The following is a 14425-nucleotide window of genomic DNA, read 5'->3' on the forward strand; positions in this document are numbered from 1 at the left end:
CTGCCACAATCGCGAATAATTCTCGTTATTTGAAACTTCTCCCTGGGTGATTCCCGTTGTCGTCAGTCCCAAGCCCCCGCAATGAGTTGGTTGGTGCGCTATACCGCGACCATCGTGGTTGGCTGCTGGCCTGGCTGCGACGCAACGTGGCCTGCGCCCAACGCGCCGAGGACCTGAGCCAGGACACCTTCGTGCGCCTGCTGGGCCGCGAAGAACTCAAGCCCCCCCGCGAGCCCCGGGCCTTCCTGGTAGCGGTGGCCAAGGGCCTGTTGTTCGATCACTTCCGCCGCGCCGCCCTGGAGCAGGCCTATCTCAACGAGCTGTTGCTGATCCCCGAGCCCGAACAGCCCTCGCCGGAAGAACAGCAGATGATCCTCGAAGACCTCAAGACTATCGACCGCCTGCTCGATAAACTGTCGAGCAAGGCCCGCGCGGCCTTTCTCTACAACCGCCTCGATGGCCTGGGCCACGCCGAGATCGCCACCCGTCTCGGGGTCTCGGTGCCCCGGGTCCGCCAGTATCTGGCCCAGGGCATCCGCCAATGCTATATCGCCCTCTACGGGGAGCCGACATGACCCCCATCAGTTCCAAACCGGTGTCCGCCCGAGTGCTGGACGCCGCCATCGCCTGGCAGCTGTCGCTGGACGGCGGCGGCAGTGCCCTGGAGCACGAAGAGTTCGCCAAATGGCACTGCGCCCATGAAGAACACGCCCGCGCCTGGCGCCAACTGGGCATGCTCGATCAACGCTTCAACCTGGCTCCTGGCCCGGCGCGCAATGCCCTGGCGCAATCGCGCGAAGGCCTGCGCCGGCGCGTGCGCAAGCTTGGCCGCGGGATCGCCAGCGTGGTGCTGGTGGGAGGCCTGGCGCTGTTCCTCGAGCAGCACTACCTGCCGCTGGACTACTGGCTGGCCGACCAGCGCACCGGGACCGGCGAGCAGCTCATGCTGCGCCTGTCCGACGGCACCCTGGTCAACCTCAATACCCACAGCGCGCTGGACGTGCGGTTCGATGACAAGCAGCGGCGCATCATCCTGCAGGAAGGCGAGGTCCTGATCGAAACCGGGCACGGCGACAGTCGCCCGTTCATCGTCGAAACCCGCGACGGCCGGCTACGGGCCCTGGGCACCCGGTTCCTGGTCAAGCGCGAAGACCAGGGCACGCGCCTGGGCGTGCTGCAATCGGCGGTGGCCGCACGGCCCCAGGACGGCCAGGACGAAAAAGTCTTCAAGGAAGGCCAGCAGGTACTGATGCAGCGCGATGGCCTGCAAGCACCACAGGCCCTGGCCCTGGGCGCCGATGCCTGGAGCCGGGGCATGCTGGTGGTGGACAACGCCCGCCTGGGCGACCTGATCCAGGAGCTGGGCCGTTATCGCCACGGCTACCTGGGCGTCGCCCCCGAAGTGGCCGACCTGCGCATCACCGGCAGCTTCCCGCTGCACAACACCGACCTGGCGCTCGACGCCCTGCTGCCGACCCTGCCGGTACAGATCGAGCGGCGCACCGACTGGTGGGTCAACGTCGTCGCCAAGGCCGATCTCAAGCCCTGACACCTCCTTTGCCCGCCGACTCCAACCTGCCTTGGAGCCGGTGGGTGACTGCCCTTCTTTCGCAAATCTAAATTATTTTCAATTCGCCCTATCACTTTTCGAATCTCGTCCGGCTCATAGGCAATTGCGAAACATTTCCATCCAGGAGCCGCCGTATGTCCCGCCCCCTAGACACCCTGTTGCGCCCCAGCCTGCTGGCCATTGCCATTGCCCTGAGCGCCCCCCTGGCCAGCCCGTTGCTGATGGCGGCCGAGCAGTCCTCCAGCGTGCGCGCCTACAACCTGCCGGCGGCGCCCCTGGCCAGCACCCTGAACCAGATCGCCAGCCAGGCCGGCCTGGCCCTGAGCCTGAATCCGTCCCTGGCGGCCGGCAAGACCTCGGCCCCGGTCCAGGGCCAGTTCGACGCCGCCGGCGCCCTGCGCGAAGCCTTGCGCGGCACTGGCCTGCAACTGCAGCACAGCAGCGCCGGCACCTACAGCCTGGTGGCCGCACCGGACGGCGTCGTGGCCCTGCCGGAAACCAATATCAGTGGCCAGCAGGCCTATGAAAGTGCGTGGGGGCCGGTGGAAGGCTACGTCGCCACCCGTACCGCTGCTGGCACCAAGACCGATACCTCGCTGGTGGAGGCGCCGCGCTCGATTTCCGTCGCCACCCGCCAGCAGATGGAAGATCGCAACGTCCAGAACCTCGACGACGCGGTGCGCTACATGCCCGGCATCGTCTCCGCCAGCTACGGCAGTGACACCCGTTACGACTGGATGCTGGTGCGCGGCTTCGAGCCCACCCAGTTCCTCGACGGCCTGCCACTGCCACGGGGCGTATATGCCAACCCGAAAGCCGAAACCTGGAACCTCGACCGCCTGGCGTTGCTGCGCGGCCCGGCATCCTCGGTCTATGGCCAGACGCCTCCGGGCGGTTTGCTGGACATGGTCAGTCGGCGCCCCAGTGCCGAAGCCAGCCACTCCATCCAGTTGCAATACGGCAGCGACAACTATCGCCAGCTCAACTTCGCCAGCACCGGCAAGATCGATGACGAAGGCCGGTTCCTATATGGACTCAGCGGTGTAGTCCGCGATGCCGGGACCCAGGTCGACCACATCGATAACAAGCGCTACAACATCGCTCCCAGCCTGACCTGGAACATCGACACCGACACCAAGCTGACCCTGCTGTCACAGTTCACCCGCGACGATACCGGCACCACCAGCCAGTTCATGCCGATCCAGGGCACCAAGATCAAGTCACCGCTGGGCAAGGTCTCCCACCACAAGAACCTGGGCGATCCGGACTACGAGTTCTACGACCGTACCTACTACGCCTTGGGCTACGCCTTCGAGCATCGCATCAACGATGTCTGGCAGTTCCGCCAGAACCTGCGCTACACCAAGTCGGAGCTGTCCTTCCAGCAACTGACCGTGGGCTCCTACGCCTACTCGCCAGCCGACGCGGCGGGCAACATCAGCCGGACCTCGACCAACGTCAACGAGGACATCGGCCAGTTCGCCGTGGATAACAACTTCCAGGCCGACTTCACCACCGGTGATATCAGCCACACCGTCCTGCTCGGGCTGGACCACCAGCGCTCCGACACCTCCTATCTGTCGATCTACGGCGACGGCGGCAAAACCAACATCTTCAACCCGATCTACGGCCAGCCGATCGTGCGCCCGGCGCGCTCCGGCGCCTATTACGACTACAACCAGAAAACCGTCCAGACCGGCCTCTACGTGCAGGACCAGATGGCCCTGGACAACTGGCGCCTGAGCCTCGGGGGGCGTGAAGACTGGGTTCACCAGGGCACCACCTACTTCAACAAGAAAGACGTGACCAACACGGATCGCAGCAAGAACTTCAGCGGCAACGCGGCGCTCAGTTATGTATTCGATTCAGGTTTCGTGCCGTACCTGTCCTATGCCGAATCCTTCCAGCCGGCGAGCAATGCCAGCGCCGACCCGCTCGAGTCGTACAAACCTACCGAAGGCAAGCAGTGGGAGCTGGGCATCAAGTATCAGCCGCCAGGCTCGAACACCCTGCTGAGCGCAGCGGTCTATGACCTGACCCAGAAGAACGTCCAGGTAACCAGCATCGGGGCAGGTGGCGAGTCGATCACCAGCCAGACCGGCGAAGTGAAGGTCAAGGGCCTGGAGCTGGAAGCAGTTTCCGACGTGACCGACAACCTCAAGGTCATTGCCGCCTATAGCCTGGCCAAGTCCGAGATACAAAAAGGCATCTACAAGGGCAACCGCCTGCAACGGATGCCGAACCAGCAAGCCTCGCTGTGGGCCGACTACACCTGGCATGACGGCGTGCTGGATGGCTTCGGCATCGGTGCCGGCGCGCGCTATACCGGCAATACCTACGGCGACCAGGAAAACACCTGGCTGGGCAAGGCCAACGCCTACACCGTGTTCGATGCCGCCGTGCACTATGATCTCGGCCGCCTGGACAAGAGCCTGAAAGGGGCCTCGCTGAAACTCAACGCCACCAACCTGTTCGACAAGGACTACATCTCCACTTGCGATGGGTCGTACTGCTACTTCGGCGATCAGCGCAGCGTGGTCGCTAGCGCCACCTACCAGTGGTAACCCGCTGAGTTAACGACCGGGCCGTCCACCAGGACGGCCTTCGCGTGTCTGAAGGCTAATGAATGAAAAGCACAACCATCCGCCGCTGGTCCTTCATCCACACCTGGACCAGCCTGATCTGTACGGTGTTCCTGCTGATGCTGGCGCTCACCGGGCTGCCGCTGATCTTCCACCACGAGATCGACCACCTGCTGGGCAACGCCCCCGAGTTGCGGGAGATGCCTGCCGATACACCGCGCCTGGACTTGCAGCAACTGGTCAAGGCCGCCGAGGCCCATCGGCCGGGCGAGGTCCTGCAGTACTTCGGCTGGGACGAAGACGAGCCCAACGGCGTGACCACCATCATGGCCAAGACCGCCGGCACCGATCCCAACCTCTCCTATACCTTCATGCTCGACGCCCGTACCGGCGAGGCACTGGAGACGCCCTCGGCCAATGACGGCCTGATGATGTTCATCCTGCGCCTGCACGTGGACATGCTCGCCGAGTTGCCGGGCAAGTTGCTGCTGGCCTTCATGGGCGTGCTGTTCGTGCTGGCGATCATCTCCGGCACCGTGCTCTACCTGCCGTTCATGCGCCGCCTGAAGTTCGCCACCGTGCGCCAGGACAAGTCCCGCCGCCTGCGCTGGCTCGACCTGCACAACCTGATCGGCGTGGTGACCCTGACCTGGGCCCTGGTGGTGGGGGTGACGGGGGTGATCAGCGCCTGCGCCGACCTGATCATCGCCGCCTGGCGCAACGACAGCCTCGCGGCAATGGTCGCGCCCTACCGCGATGCGCCGCCGCTGCAAACGCTGGCGCCGGCCAGTCGCTTGCTGGACATCGCCCGGGAGGCGGCTCCGGGCATGCAACCGGACTTCATCGCCTTCCCCGGCACGCGCTTCTCCAGCGAGCATCACTATGCGGTGTTCCTCAAGGGCGACAGCCACCTCACCTCGCACCTGCTGACTCCGGTGCTGATCGACGCCAGCACCCTGGAAGTCACCGCCGTGGCCGGCCGCCCCTGGTACATGGATGCCATGGGCATGTCGCAACCGCTGCATTTCGGTGACTACGGCGGCATGCCGATGAAGGTGCTGTGGGCCGTGATGGACGTGCTGACCATCATCGTCCTGGGCAGCGGCCTGTACCTGTGGGTCGTCCGCCGTCGAGCCGCCAAGCCGTCAGCGGAGGTGCGCCCATGAAACGCCGTCAAGCGAGCTTCTGGAAGGTCTTCGCCGCGCCCCTGGCCATCGGCCTGCTCAGCGCCGCCGGGCTGTTCGCGGCATTGCTGGGCGACGGCCTGTGGGACAGCCTCAGCTGGATCGGCCTGGGCCTGCCGGCGCTGATCGCCCTGCGCGGCCTGTTCAAGCGCCAGGGCGCGGCTTGACCCCGGCGGGAGGAAAACCGCGCCACAGGTACATGGACAGCACCAGGCCGACCAGCATCACCGGGATGAACCCACGGTTTTCCAGCAGCGCCTCGATGGCCACCAGCACGCTGAACAGCGCCAGCCCCAGCAGCGGTACGTAGCTGGCGGCCAGCGCCCAGCGCCAGGGACGGGTCACCCGGGCCGGACCGCGCAGGCCCAGCAGGGCACAGCCCAGGGCCGGCAGCGCCAGCGCCGGCAGGGCCCAGTACCAGGCCATGTAGGCGAACGCCATGATCAGCTCCGGCTCGCCCTCGCCCTTGCGGCGAAACTCGTACTGCAAGGCCAGGTACACCATCAGGGCCCCCAGCAAGGTCAGGGCCAGGCTGATCAGCCCATGCCGAAGATAAGAACTGCGCATCCACTACTCCTGGTCCATATCCATGCGCAACTGTGGCCTGTGCCACCGGCTGCGCTAAGATTCTCGGGCGAGAGCTGTCGCTCCCCTTATCCGAGGAATATTCATGTCCATCCCCAGCATGACGCTGTTCCACAACCCGGCATCACCTTATGTGCGCAAAGTCATGGTGCTCCTGCACGAAACCGGGCAGCTGGATCGAGTCGCCCTGCATGACTGCCAGCTGACCCCGATCAAGCCCGATGCCGCGCTGAACCAGGACAACCCCCTGGGCAAGATCCCCGCCCTGCGCCTGGCCAACGGCCAAGTGCTGTACGACAGCCGGGTGATCCTCGAGTACCTCGACCAGCAGCACGTCGGCAACCCGCTGATCCCCCGCGAGGGCTCGGCCCGCTGGCGGCGCCTGACCCTCGCGGCCCTGGCCGACGGCATCATGGATGCCTCGGTGCTGGTGCGCTACGAACAGACCCTGCGCACCCCCGAAACCCAATCGCAAGCGTGGCTCGAAGGCCAGCGCGACAAGATCCGCCGTGCCCTGGCGGAACTGGAAGCCGAAGCCATCGCCGAACTGGCCAGCCACTTCGACATCGCCGCCATCAGTGTCGCCTGCGCCCTGGGCTACCTGGATTTTCGCCACCCGGACCTGCAATGGCGCCAGGCCCAGCCCCGGCTCGCCGACTGGTATGCCGAGGCCAGCCAGCGCGCCTCGTTGCTGGCGACCCAGCCGCCGGTCTAGTCGGTCAACCGGTCGGGCCCGGGGCGCCGCGCCGTGTTTGGCCCGAGCGGTTTTCCGGGACCGGCCGGCTGGCGCAGCAACCACCAGGCATCGGCTGGAAACAAGCCGGCAATCCGCAGCGCCAGGTTCTCTCGCTGGCGCTGATCCTCACGCAACCCCAACGACCTACTCACGGATCACCCCCAGGTCGAAGTTAAGCGGTTGCGTCTCCTTGCGCTGGCCAACGCCGTACCAGTCCAGCTTGCGGGTCAGCACCATGAACACGCCCAACAGGCCGAACAGCAGCAACGAGCCCATCAGCAGCGCGTAGTCCTCGGCGCTCAACAGGCCGTAGAGCAGGCCATACAAGGCAGCCAGGGCGCCTGCGAACATCGCGCCGTTGCGCCAACTGCGCAGCACATGGCTGACATAGAAACCGATCAACCCCACACAGGCCGTGGCCGACACGCCATAGGCCAACTCGAAGCCCAGGTGCTCGGACAACGACAGCAGCAACAGGTAGAAGAACGCCAGCGCCACGCCCACCAGGCCGTACTGTATCGGGTGAACCGCCAGGCTCTTGAGCACTTCGAAGAGGAAGAAGCCGGCGAAGGTGAGGCCGATGAACAGCAAGGCGTATTTGATCGCCCGGTCGCTCTTGAGGTACTGGTCCACCGGATCGATGAAACTCACGCCGAAGCTGCGGCTGTTGAAGCCCTGGCATTGGCTGCCGAATGCGCAACGCTCCATGGCATGTTCCAGGTTGGTGGAGAAGAACGAGGTCTGCCAGATGGCCGAGAAGCCTTTCTCGGTGACTTCCCGACGTACCGGCAGGTAGTTGCCGATGAAGCTCGGGTGTGGCCAGTTGGCCGTCAGCAGGACCTTGCTGGTCTTGCCCACCGGCAGCACCGCCAACTGGCCGGTGCCCTGCAGGCGCAGGTCGAAGGCGAAGTCCAGGCGACTGGCCTTTCTCAGGTCCAGGGGTGGCAACGTCACATGCACCCCTTCATCCAGCCAGCTGACGAAAGTGCCCGGGGCAAAATCCAGGACCTGGCCGTTGAGCTGCAGTTGCAGGGCATTCTCGATCCCACGGATATCACTGATACCCACGGCCAGGAATGGCTGGTCGAACTTGTAGTCGGCAAAATCCTCCTTGATCCCGTATTGCTCGGGCACCACGAACTGGCCACTGATGTGGTTGTCGGCGTGGAACAGCCGCGCCTCGTAGATACCCCGGGCGCGCAGCTCGGTCTGCACCTTGCCGTCCAGCTCGAACTGCTCCGGCAGGAAGAACATGCGCCCCTGCTCTTCGCCCACCTCCTGATAGCGCTTCTTGGTCTTTTGGTCGGTTTTCCAGGTGCGCACGGTCTTGCGGTAATCCACCACCAGCACCGGGCCGCGAAGCTGCTGCTGGGTGCTGGAACTGCGGGCGATATCCTCGAGCACGCCATCGCGCAGTTGCTGGCGCTCGCCGATCAGGCCGCTGATCAGCAGCAGCGGGATCATCAACAAGATGATCAACAGGGCAATGGCCCCGAGCTTGAAGGACAGATTTCGGTTCATGGGGCTCTCCCTGTGTGAATGCAGGAGAGTCTGGGGCGCCGCCATGGGGGTTTTATGGAGCCCGTGTGGAGACTCTGTGGAGAATCCCCAAGGCCTTTGTGGCAAGAGAGCTTGCTCCCTCGCCACATCCGCAGGTCAAGGCAGGCGCAACGTCACCTGGACGCCGCCGGGCACGTTGTCGATCCGCAGTTGGCCGCCATGCAACTGCACCACCTCATCGACGAAGTTCAGCCCCAGGCCAGTGCTCTTGCGCCCGCTGTCCGGGCGCGGCAGGGAATAAAAGCGCTCGCACAGGCGTGGCAGGGCGTAATCAGGAATCGGCTCGCCCCGATTGAACAGCTCCAGCTCCACGCCGCCTTCCGTCTGCCGGGCAGAGAATCGCAGCGAGCCCTGGGACGGGCTGAAGTCCAGGGCATTGGCCAGCAGGTTGCCCAGGGCCTGGCGCAGCAGGAAGGGCTCGCCGGACCAGGCCAGGTCCGCCGGCACCTGTTGCTCCACCTGCAACTGCTTGCCTTCGATACGCCCGTGCTGGCTGTCGAGCAAGTCCTGGACCAGGGGCGCCAGCGGCACCTTGACCCGCTCCTCCAGGCCCTGGCGTTGTTCCACCTGGGCCAGGTTCAGCAGGCGCTCGATCAGCTGCTGCATGCGTGCGCTTTCACTGTCGATATTGCCGACGAAGCGCTGGCGCTGGGCCTGGGGCATGTCTTCCTGGAGCAGTTCCGCCGCGCCACGGATCGCCGCCAGCGGGCTTTTCAGCTCATGGGTCAGGGTATGCACGTAGCGCTCGACATAGGCCTTGCCCTCCAGCTGGGTGCGCATACGCTCCACCGCCGTGGCCAGTTGCTCCATCTCGCCGCCGCGATAATGCGGCAACTCGGCCCGCCGCCCTTCGCTCACCGCCAGCGCATAACCGGTCATGCGCCGCAGCGCGGCACTCAACCACCACGACAGCAAAGCGCCGAACAACAAGCCCATGGCGATCAGCCCGGCGCCGTACCACAGCAAGCGCCGCTCGGTGCGGTCGACATAGGGCTGCAACGAACTGTTGGGCTTGGCCACCGTCACCACGCCGATGATCTGGCCGTTGTCGCGAATCGGCGCGCCCACGTGCATCACCGAAGAATTCGGGTCATCGGCCACCGCCCGTGACGAACGCGCGCCGTACTGCCCGCGCAGGGTCAGGTAGACGTCGTTCCAGCGCGAGTAGTCCTGGCCCACCGCCAGCCCGCTGGAGTCCAGGACCACGATGCCCCGGGCGTCGGTCACGTAGATCCGGTGGTTGACCTGGTTCTTCGGCAGGCCCCAGATGGTCGCGGCCGGCTGGCGCTCGCCGTAGGCCCGCAGCAATTGCGGCCAGCGGTTCTCGCTGAGGGTGCCGGCCTTGAAGTCGTCGCGCAGGATCTCCGCCAGCAGGTTGGCGGTGTCCACCAGGGTTTCCTCGGTGGACTGGCGCACCCCGGGGCGGATCTCCTTCATCACCGTGCTCAGCACGAAATAACCGGTGAAGCTGATGAACAGCAGGTAGACCAGGAAGATCCGCAGGCCCAGGGTCATCAGGCGTGACTCGGGCTGTAGCTGTAGCCCAGGCCGCGATGGGTTTGGATCGGTTCGGCCTGGGCCGCCACCAGGCGCAGCTTGGCCCGCAGGCTCTTCACATGGCTGTCGATGTTGCGCTCGTAACCCACGTCCGCCATCACCCCGAGGGCATCGAGCAACTGCTCGCGACTGAACACCCGCTCGGGTTGCTCCAGCAGGCATTGCAACAGGCGGAACTCATGCCGGGTCAGGCTCAGGGCCTGGCCGCGATAGCTGATCTGCACCCGCTCGGGATCGATGGTGAACAACGCCGCCGCTTCCGGCTCCGGTGCCGGGCGCGGGACCATGCGCTTGAGGATGGCCTTGACCCGGGCCGCGACCTCCCGCGGGCTGAAGGGCTTGACCACGTAGTCGTCGGCGCCGATCTCCAGGCCCACCACCCGGTCGATCTCGCCGTCCCGGGCACTGAGGAACATCACCGGCACCTCGCTGAAGCGCCGCAGTTGCTTGCAGGTTTCGAAACCGCTGATATCCGGCAGGCCGATATCGAGGATGACCAGGTCCGCCGGGGTCGCCTGCTGGTACTCCAGGGCCGCGCGTCCCAGGCTCAGCCAGGTGGTGCTGAAGCCTTCGCCCTGCAGGGCAAAAACCAGGGTGTCGGCAATCGCCGCTTCGTCTTCGACAATCAGGATATGGGGCATGGCATCCAGGCACGTAAATTCAATGGGCGAACGGTGCCGGATGCCTTATGGACAGTCAATCGGAGCTTGCACCACCGCCTGCGCCGCGCGGCAGCCCAATCAGCAGTCAGGCTTGTCGGCGGTGTAGCGCCGTGCCGGGTTCACTGCCGCGCCGAATTCGCGCAGGGCCTTGGCGCCGATCAGCAGCGGATAGTTGAAGCTGCTGCGGTCGGTGAGGTTGACCTCCACCGTACGCTTGACGTTGCCCAGGCACATTTCCAACTCCACCACCGGGCGCTTGGCCGCCTGGGGCTCCTCACGCTCGTCGTCTTCGTCGGAGCGGCTCTTGATCTTGCTGATCCGCGCCACCTTGTGTTCGTAGACCTTGTCGCCGGCATCCTTGGTGGCCAGGCGGAAGCGCACCCAGTTCTCGCCATCGCGGGTGAAGGTCTGGATGTCCCTGGCCGACAGCGACGCAGTCAGGGCCCCGGTATCCATCTTGGCCTGCAAGGTTTCGCCGATCTCCGGCAAACGGATGTTTTCGTAGCGACCGTACAGGGTCGGTTCGGCGGCCAGGACCGGCAACGCCACCAGAGACAGCAGAGCAAGGACGGATTTCACGACGATGGATTCCTCGAGGAAAGGGGCTGCGGGATTTTAGACCGCCGCCGGGCGATTGGTTCGGACGCTGTCGCAACCAGTCTGCAGGACACTTGTAAAAAGCTTGTCACAGCGCAGGTGAAACATTCGTCAGCACACTAGAATTTGGCCTGCTCGCCGAAGCTGCTTATCATTGCGCGCCCCGAAAAATCTGAAGAGTGCCCTATGCGCCGACTGCTCACCGGCTGTCTCGTCACCCTGCTGCTTCTGCTCAACACCCTGGTGCTGTTCGGGCCCCTGATGGTGTTCGCCCTGCTCAAGTTGGTCCTGCCGGGCCGCCTGCGGGACTATGCCTCCGGCGCGGTGATGTGGATCGCCGAGACCTGGGCCGAGATCGACAAGCTGATCTTCGCCACCTGCATCCCCACCCGCTGGGACATTCGCGGTGGCGAAGGCCTGCGTGAAGACACCTCGTACCTGGTGGTCAGCAACCACCAGTCCTGGGTCGACATCCCGGCCCTGATCCAGACCCTCAACCGGCGCACGCCGTTCTTCAAGTTCTTCCTCAAGAAGGAACTGATCTGGGTGCCGTTCCTGGGCCTGGCCTGGTGGGCGCTGGACTACCCCTTCATGAAGCGCTACAGCAAGGCCTTCCTGGCCAAGCACCCGGAACTGCAAGGCAAGGACCTGGAGATCACCAAGGCCGCCTGCGAGCTGTTCAAGCGCCAGCCGGTGACCGTGGTCAACTACCTGGAAGGCACCCGCTTCACCCAGGCCAAGCGCGAGCAGCAAGCCTCGCCCTTGCGCCACCTGCTCAAGCCCAAGGCTGGCGGCGTGGCCTTCGTCCTGGCCGCCATGGGCGAACAGCTGGACGCCATGCTGGACGTCACCGTGGTCTACCCCCAGGAGCGCATTCCCGGCTTCTGGGACTTGATCAGCGGCAACGTGCCCAAGGTGATCATCGATATCCGCACCCGCGAGCTGGACCCGGCCCTGTGGCACGGCGACTACGAGAACGACCCGGCGTTCCGCCAGCAGGTCCAGGACTGGGTCAACCAGCTGTGGACCGATAAGGACCAGCGTATCGACGCGCTGCTGGCCGGGGCCGACTGAGCCCCATCCCGCTACCCTGGGGGCGCCGCCCCTAGGGCTTGAGCACCTGCCCGAGGATCAGCAGCCCGGGAATCCAGCCGGTACCGATCGCGCAGGCCAGGGTCAACAACGCCACCTGGCGCTGGATCTTGCGCGACAGCCCCAGCAGCAGGAAGAAGGTGAACCACAGCAGGGTCCAGGCCAGCCAGTTGAGCGCGTTCCACACCCCGAAAGCCCCGCCCAGATCGCCCAGCGCCTGGATCGCCACCGTGGCCGCGGTGAGGCTGACGAACAGGCAGAACCAGCCCAGCCCCCGACCGTCGTTGCCCAGCCACTGGTTGGCCGCCACCCACAGGTAGGTGAACGCGAACAGCAGGGTCAGCGCCCCGCCCCGCACCTCGCCGGCGAGAAAGATCATGTACAGGGCCACCAGCAGGCTCAGGCTGCCGACCAGGGCATTGATCACCGCGACCTCCCTGCCACTGATGCGCTCCATCAGCCAGATGCCGTTGACGAACAGCACGGCGCCCACATACAGCAGAATCAATCCAAGCAGCATGACGATACCCTCGCGTTATTGTTGTTCTTGGCTCATTTGTCCGGGTGCTGGCGCAGCAAGTCCTGGGCGACCTTGAGAATCGGCTCCCGGCTCTTCATCGCCTCCTGGCAGAGGAACCCATGGGCCTGGCCTTCCTCCCAGCCATGCAGTTGCATCAACAGCACCTTGGCCCGGTTGATATCCACCTGGCTGGCCAGGCGTTCCTGCAACTGCGCGTGCTTCTGCTTGAGCTTGAACAGCTCTTCGCTGACCCGGCGCGCGGCGACCAGCGCCGGCAGGATCTTGTGCGCGTCCAACAGCTGGAGGATCACCCCGTGGCACTCCAGCTCGATGATCTGCGACAGCACCGCCGGGCTCTCGTACTCCACCAGGGCCACCACGGTGGTGCGCGGCGAGCCGCTGCCGACCAGCGCACTGATCTGCTCGTGATGATGGTTCTGGAAGATGCCGGTGAAGATCACGTCCACCGGCACATCGAAGTGCTTGGGTGGCGGCCAGATCTGGCGCACCGAACAACCGATACGGATCAGCTGCAACACCAGGGCATCGCTCAAGGCCCCGGGCGGGTTCAGCACCATCACCTGCAGCTCGCGCAGGGAACCGAGGATCGAGTTGGCGCTCATCGGTGCGAGCCCTCGCCCATGCTGGCGGACCAGTCGTCCAGGTTGTGCACCACCACGTAGGGGTCCGGCCGGATGGGCTCGGGGGATTGCCAGCGCACCTGGAACGTGCCACGCGAATCGATCTCGGCGATGCGCGAGGTCAAGTGGCTGTGGTTGTTCTGCTGTTCCACCCAGATCGGTCCCTGGGGGGCGTCCAGGCGCTGGCGGTAAAGCTCGGGCTGCACCTGCTCCACCCGCCAGCCCTGGGCCGCCTGCATGGCCCGGCCGAGCATCAGGGTCTGGCAGTAGGCCGCCTCGGTCCACGCGGTGATGCTGACGTCCTCGGGAAAGAAGGCATTGCAGGCGCGGACGAACTCGCGGCTGGCCGGGGTATCGATGCTGGAGAAATACGGCGCGACCACCACATGCCCCTCGGCCACCTCGCTGCCCATCTTGGCGATCTCCGCCTCGCTGGTGGTCAGGCTGGCGATCCGGGGCCGGGGCGCGTCGCCATAGCGCCGGGCAATGGCCCGGTACAGCTCGGCGGTGCCGGTGCCCACCACGGTGGAGAACACCACATCGGCCTGGGCCTTGACGATCAGGTCCACGGCTCGCGCCAGGTCCTCGTCCGAGGGATACAGCGGGATGTAGATCTCCTCCAGCACCGTGCCGCCGTGCTGGCGGTAGAGGTGGCGCATCACATGGTTGCTCTCCCGGGGGTAGATGTAGTCCGAGCCGATGAACACCACCCGTTCCCCGTAGTGACGGATCAGGTAGGCCGCCAGCGGCGCGCTGTTCTGGTTCGGGGCCGGGCCGCCGTAGATGATGTTCGGCGAATACTCGAAGCCCTCGTAGGGCGTCGGGTAGCAGAGCAGCGCGTCGGTGCGCTCCACCACCGGCATCACCGCCTTGCGCGTGTGGGACATGTAGCAGCCCACCAGCAGGCGTATCCCGTGGTTGCGGATGAACTCATCGGCGTACAGCCGATAGCGATCCGGGTCGCCGCCGGGGTCCCGCGCCAGTGCCTGGATCGGCAGGCCGGCCACGCCGCCCTGGCGGTTCAGTTGCTCGATGGCCAGCAAGGCGCCGTAGCGCTGCGAACGCTCGATGTCGGCGGTGACGCCGGTCTCGGAAAACAGCAGCCCGATCTGGGGCTGGTCCGGATGTGAAACCATGAA

At 65.2% G+C, this 14425-nt stretch carries 15 protein-coding genes; 7 read left to right on the forward strand and 8 right to left on the reverse strand.

All coding sequences use genetic code 11. The features are described 5' to 3' along the window. Nucleotides 1-56: 56 nt before the first annotated feature. From C4K40_RS28815 to C4K40_RS28835, 5 genes are all read left to right on the forward strand, one after another. On the forward strand, nt 57-575 hold the full coding sequence (locus C4K40_RS28815; protein ID WP_031320641.1) for an RNA polymerase sigma factor: 519 nt from the start codon (nt 57-59) through the stop codon (nt 573-575). After that, complete coding sequence (locus tag C4K40_RS28820; RefSeq protein WP_022641474.1) at nt 572-1549, forward strand: FecR family protein; 978 nt, start codon at nt 572-574, stop codon at nt 1547-1549. The genes C4K40_RS28815 and C4K40_RS28820 overlap by 4 nt, the downstream gene beginning before the upstream one ends. A 155-nt stretch (nt 1550-1704) precedes the next feature. Next, nucleotides 1705-4134: a TonB-dependent siderophore receptor gene (locus tag C4K40_RS28825; RefSeq protein ID WP_053137695.1), complete on the forward strand. Its 2430-nt coding sequence runs from the start codon at nt 1705-1707 to the stop codon at nt 4132-4134. Nucleotides 4135-4196: 62 nt separating this feature from the next. Next, on the forward strand, nt 4197-5318 hold the full coding sequence (locus C4K40_RS28830; protein ID WP_053137700.1) for a PepSY domain-containing protein: 1122 nt from the start codon (nt 4197-4199) through the stop codon (nt 5316-5318). Beyond that, complete coding sequence (locus C4K40_RS28835) at nt 5315-5503, forward strand: hypothetical protein (protein WP_022641477.1); 189 nt, start codon at nt 5315-5317, stop codon at nt 5501-5503. The genes C4K40_RS28830 and C4K40_RS28835 overlap by 4 nt, the downstream gene beginning before the upstream one ends. Here C4K40_RS28835 and C4K40_RS28840 read toward each other — a convergent pair. Beyond that, a complete protein-coding gene (locus tag C4K40_RS28840) occupies nt 5481-5903 on the reverse strand; it encodes a hypothetical protein (protein ID WP_053137703.1) in 423 nt (140 codons plus the stop codon). The two genes, C4K40_RS28835 and C4K40_RS28840, sit on opposite strands and share 23 nt — an antisense overlap. A 103-nt stretch (nt 5904-6006) precedes the next feature. Here C4K40_RS28840 and C4K40_RS28845 point away from each other — a divergent pair, with 103 nt between their 5' ends. Continuing rightward, entirely contained in the window at nt 6007-6636 is a 630-nt protein-coding gene (locus C4K40_RS28845) for a glutathione S-transferase (protein WP_053137706.1), read from the forward strand. Between the two features lie 165 nt (nt 6637-6801). On the opposite strand, the gene creD is transcribed toward C4K40_RS28845, so the two are convergent. The 4 genes from creD to C4K40_RS28865 form a co-directional block, all read right to left on the reverse strand. Further along, nucleotides 6802-8178, reverse strand: a complete 1377-nt coding sequence (creD, locus tag C4K40_RS28850) for a cell envelope integrity protein CreD (RefSeq protein WP_053137709.1) — start codon at nt 8176-8178, stop codon at nt 6802-6804. A gap of 135 nt (nt 8179-8313) precedes the next feature. Further along, nucleotides 8314-9732 (reverse strand): two-component system sensor histidine kinase CreC, encoded by a 1419-nt coding sequence (gene creC, locus C4K40_RS28855; protein WP_053137713.1) that lies wholly within the window; start codon nt 9730-9732, stop codon nt 8314-8316. Then, nucleotides 9732-10415 carry a two-component system response regulator CreB gene (creB, locus tag C4K40_RS28860; RefSeq protein ID WP_022641483.1) on the reverse strand — a complete coding sequence of 228 codons (684 nt, stop codon included), beginning with the start codon at nt 10413-10415 and terminating at the stop codon, nt 9732-9734. Before creB ends, creC begins: the two co-directional genes overlap by 1 nt. 99 nt (nt 10416-10514) lie before the next feature. Continuing rightward, nucleotides 10515-11015 (reverse strand): ATP-dependent zinc protease, encoded by a 501-nt coding sequence (locus tag C4K40_RS28865; RefSeq protein WP_022641484.1) that lies wholly within the window; start codon nt 11013-11015, stop codon nt 10515-10517. Between the two features lie 204 nt (nt 11016-11219). Here C4K40_RS28865 and C4K40_RS28870 point away from each other — a divergent pair, with 204 nt between their 5' ends. Beyond that, complete coding sequence (locus C4K40_RS28870) at nt 11220-12107, forward strand: acyltransferase (RefSeq protein WP_022641485.1); 888 nt, start codon at nt 11220-11222, stop codon at nt 12105-12107. A gap of 31 nt (nt 12108-12138) precedes the next feature. On the opposite strand, the gene C4K40_RS28875 is transcribed toward C4K40_RS28870, so the two are convergent. Genes C4K40_RS28875 through amiC form a run of 3 tightly spaced genes read right to left on the reverse strand, consistent with a single transcriptional unit; the run spans nt 12139 to nt 14422 of the window. Further along, nucleotides 12139-12645, reverse strand: coding sequence for an AmiS/UreI family transporter (locus C4K40_RS28875; RefSeq protein WP_022641486.1), 507 nt, complete (start codon nt 12643-12645; stop codon nt 12139-12141). A 32-nt stretch (nt 12646-12677) separates the two neighbouring features. Next, nucleotides 12678-13268 carry an ANTAR domain-containing response regulator gene (locus C4K40_RS28880; RefSeq protein WP_022641487.1) on the reverse strand — a complete coding sequence of 197 codons (591 nt, stop codon included), beginning with the start codon at nt 13266-13268 and terminating at the stop codon, nt 12678-12680. Then, nucleotides 13265-14422 carry an aliphatic amidase expression-regulating protein AmiC gene (gene amiC / locus C4K40_RS28885; RefSeq protein ID WP_053137716.1) on the reverse strand — a complete coding sequence of 386 codons (1158 nt, stop codon included), beginning with the start codon at nt 14420-14422 and terminating at the stop codon, nt 13265-13267. The genes C4K40_RS28880 and amiC overlap by 4 nt, the downstream gene beginning before the upstream one ends. Nucleotides 14423-14425 lie beyond the last annotated feature (3 nt).

The sequence above is a fragment of the Pseudomonas sp. CMR5c genome (assembly GCF_003850545.1).
Taxonomy (GTDB): Bacteria; Pseudomonadota; Gammaproteobacteria; order Pseudomonadales; family Pseudomonadaceae; genus Aquipseudomonas; species Aquipseudomonas piscis.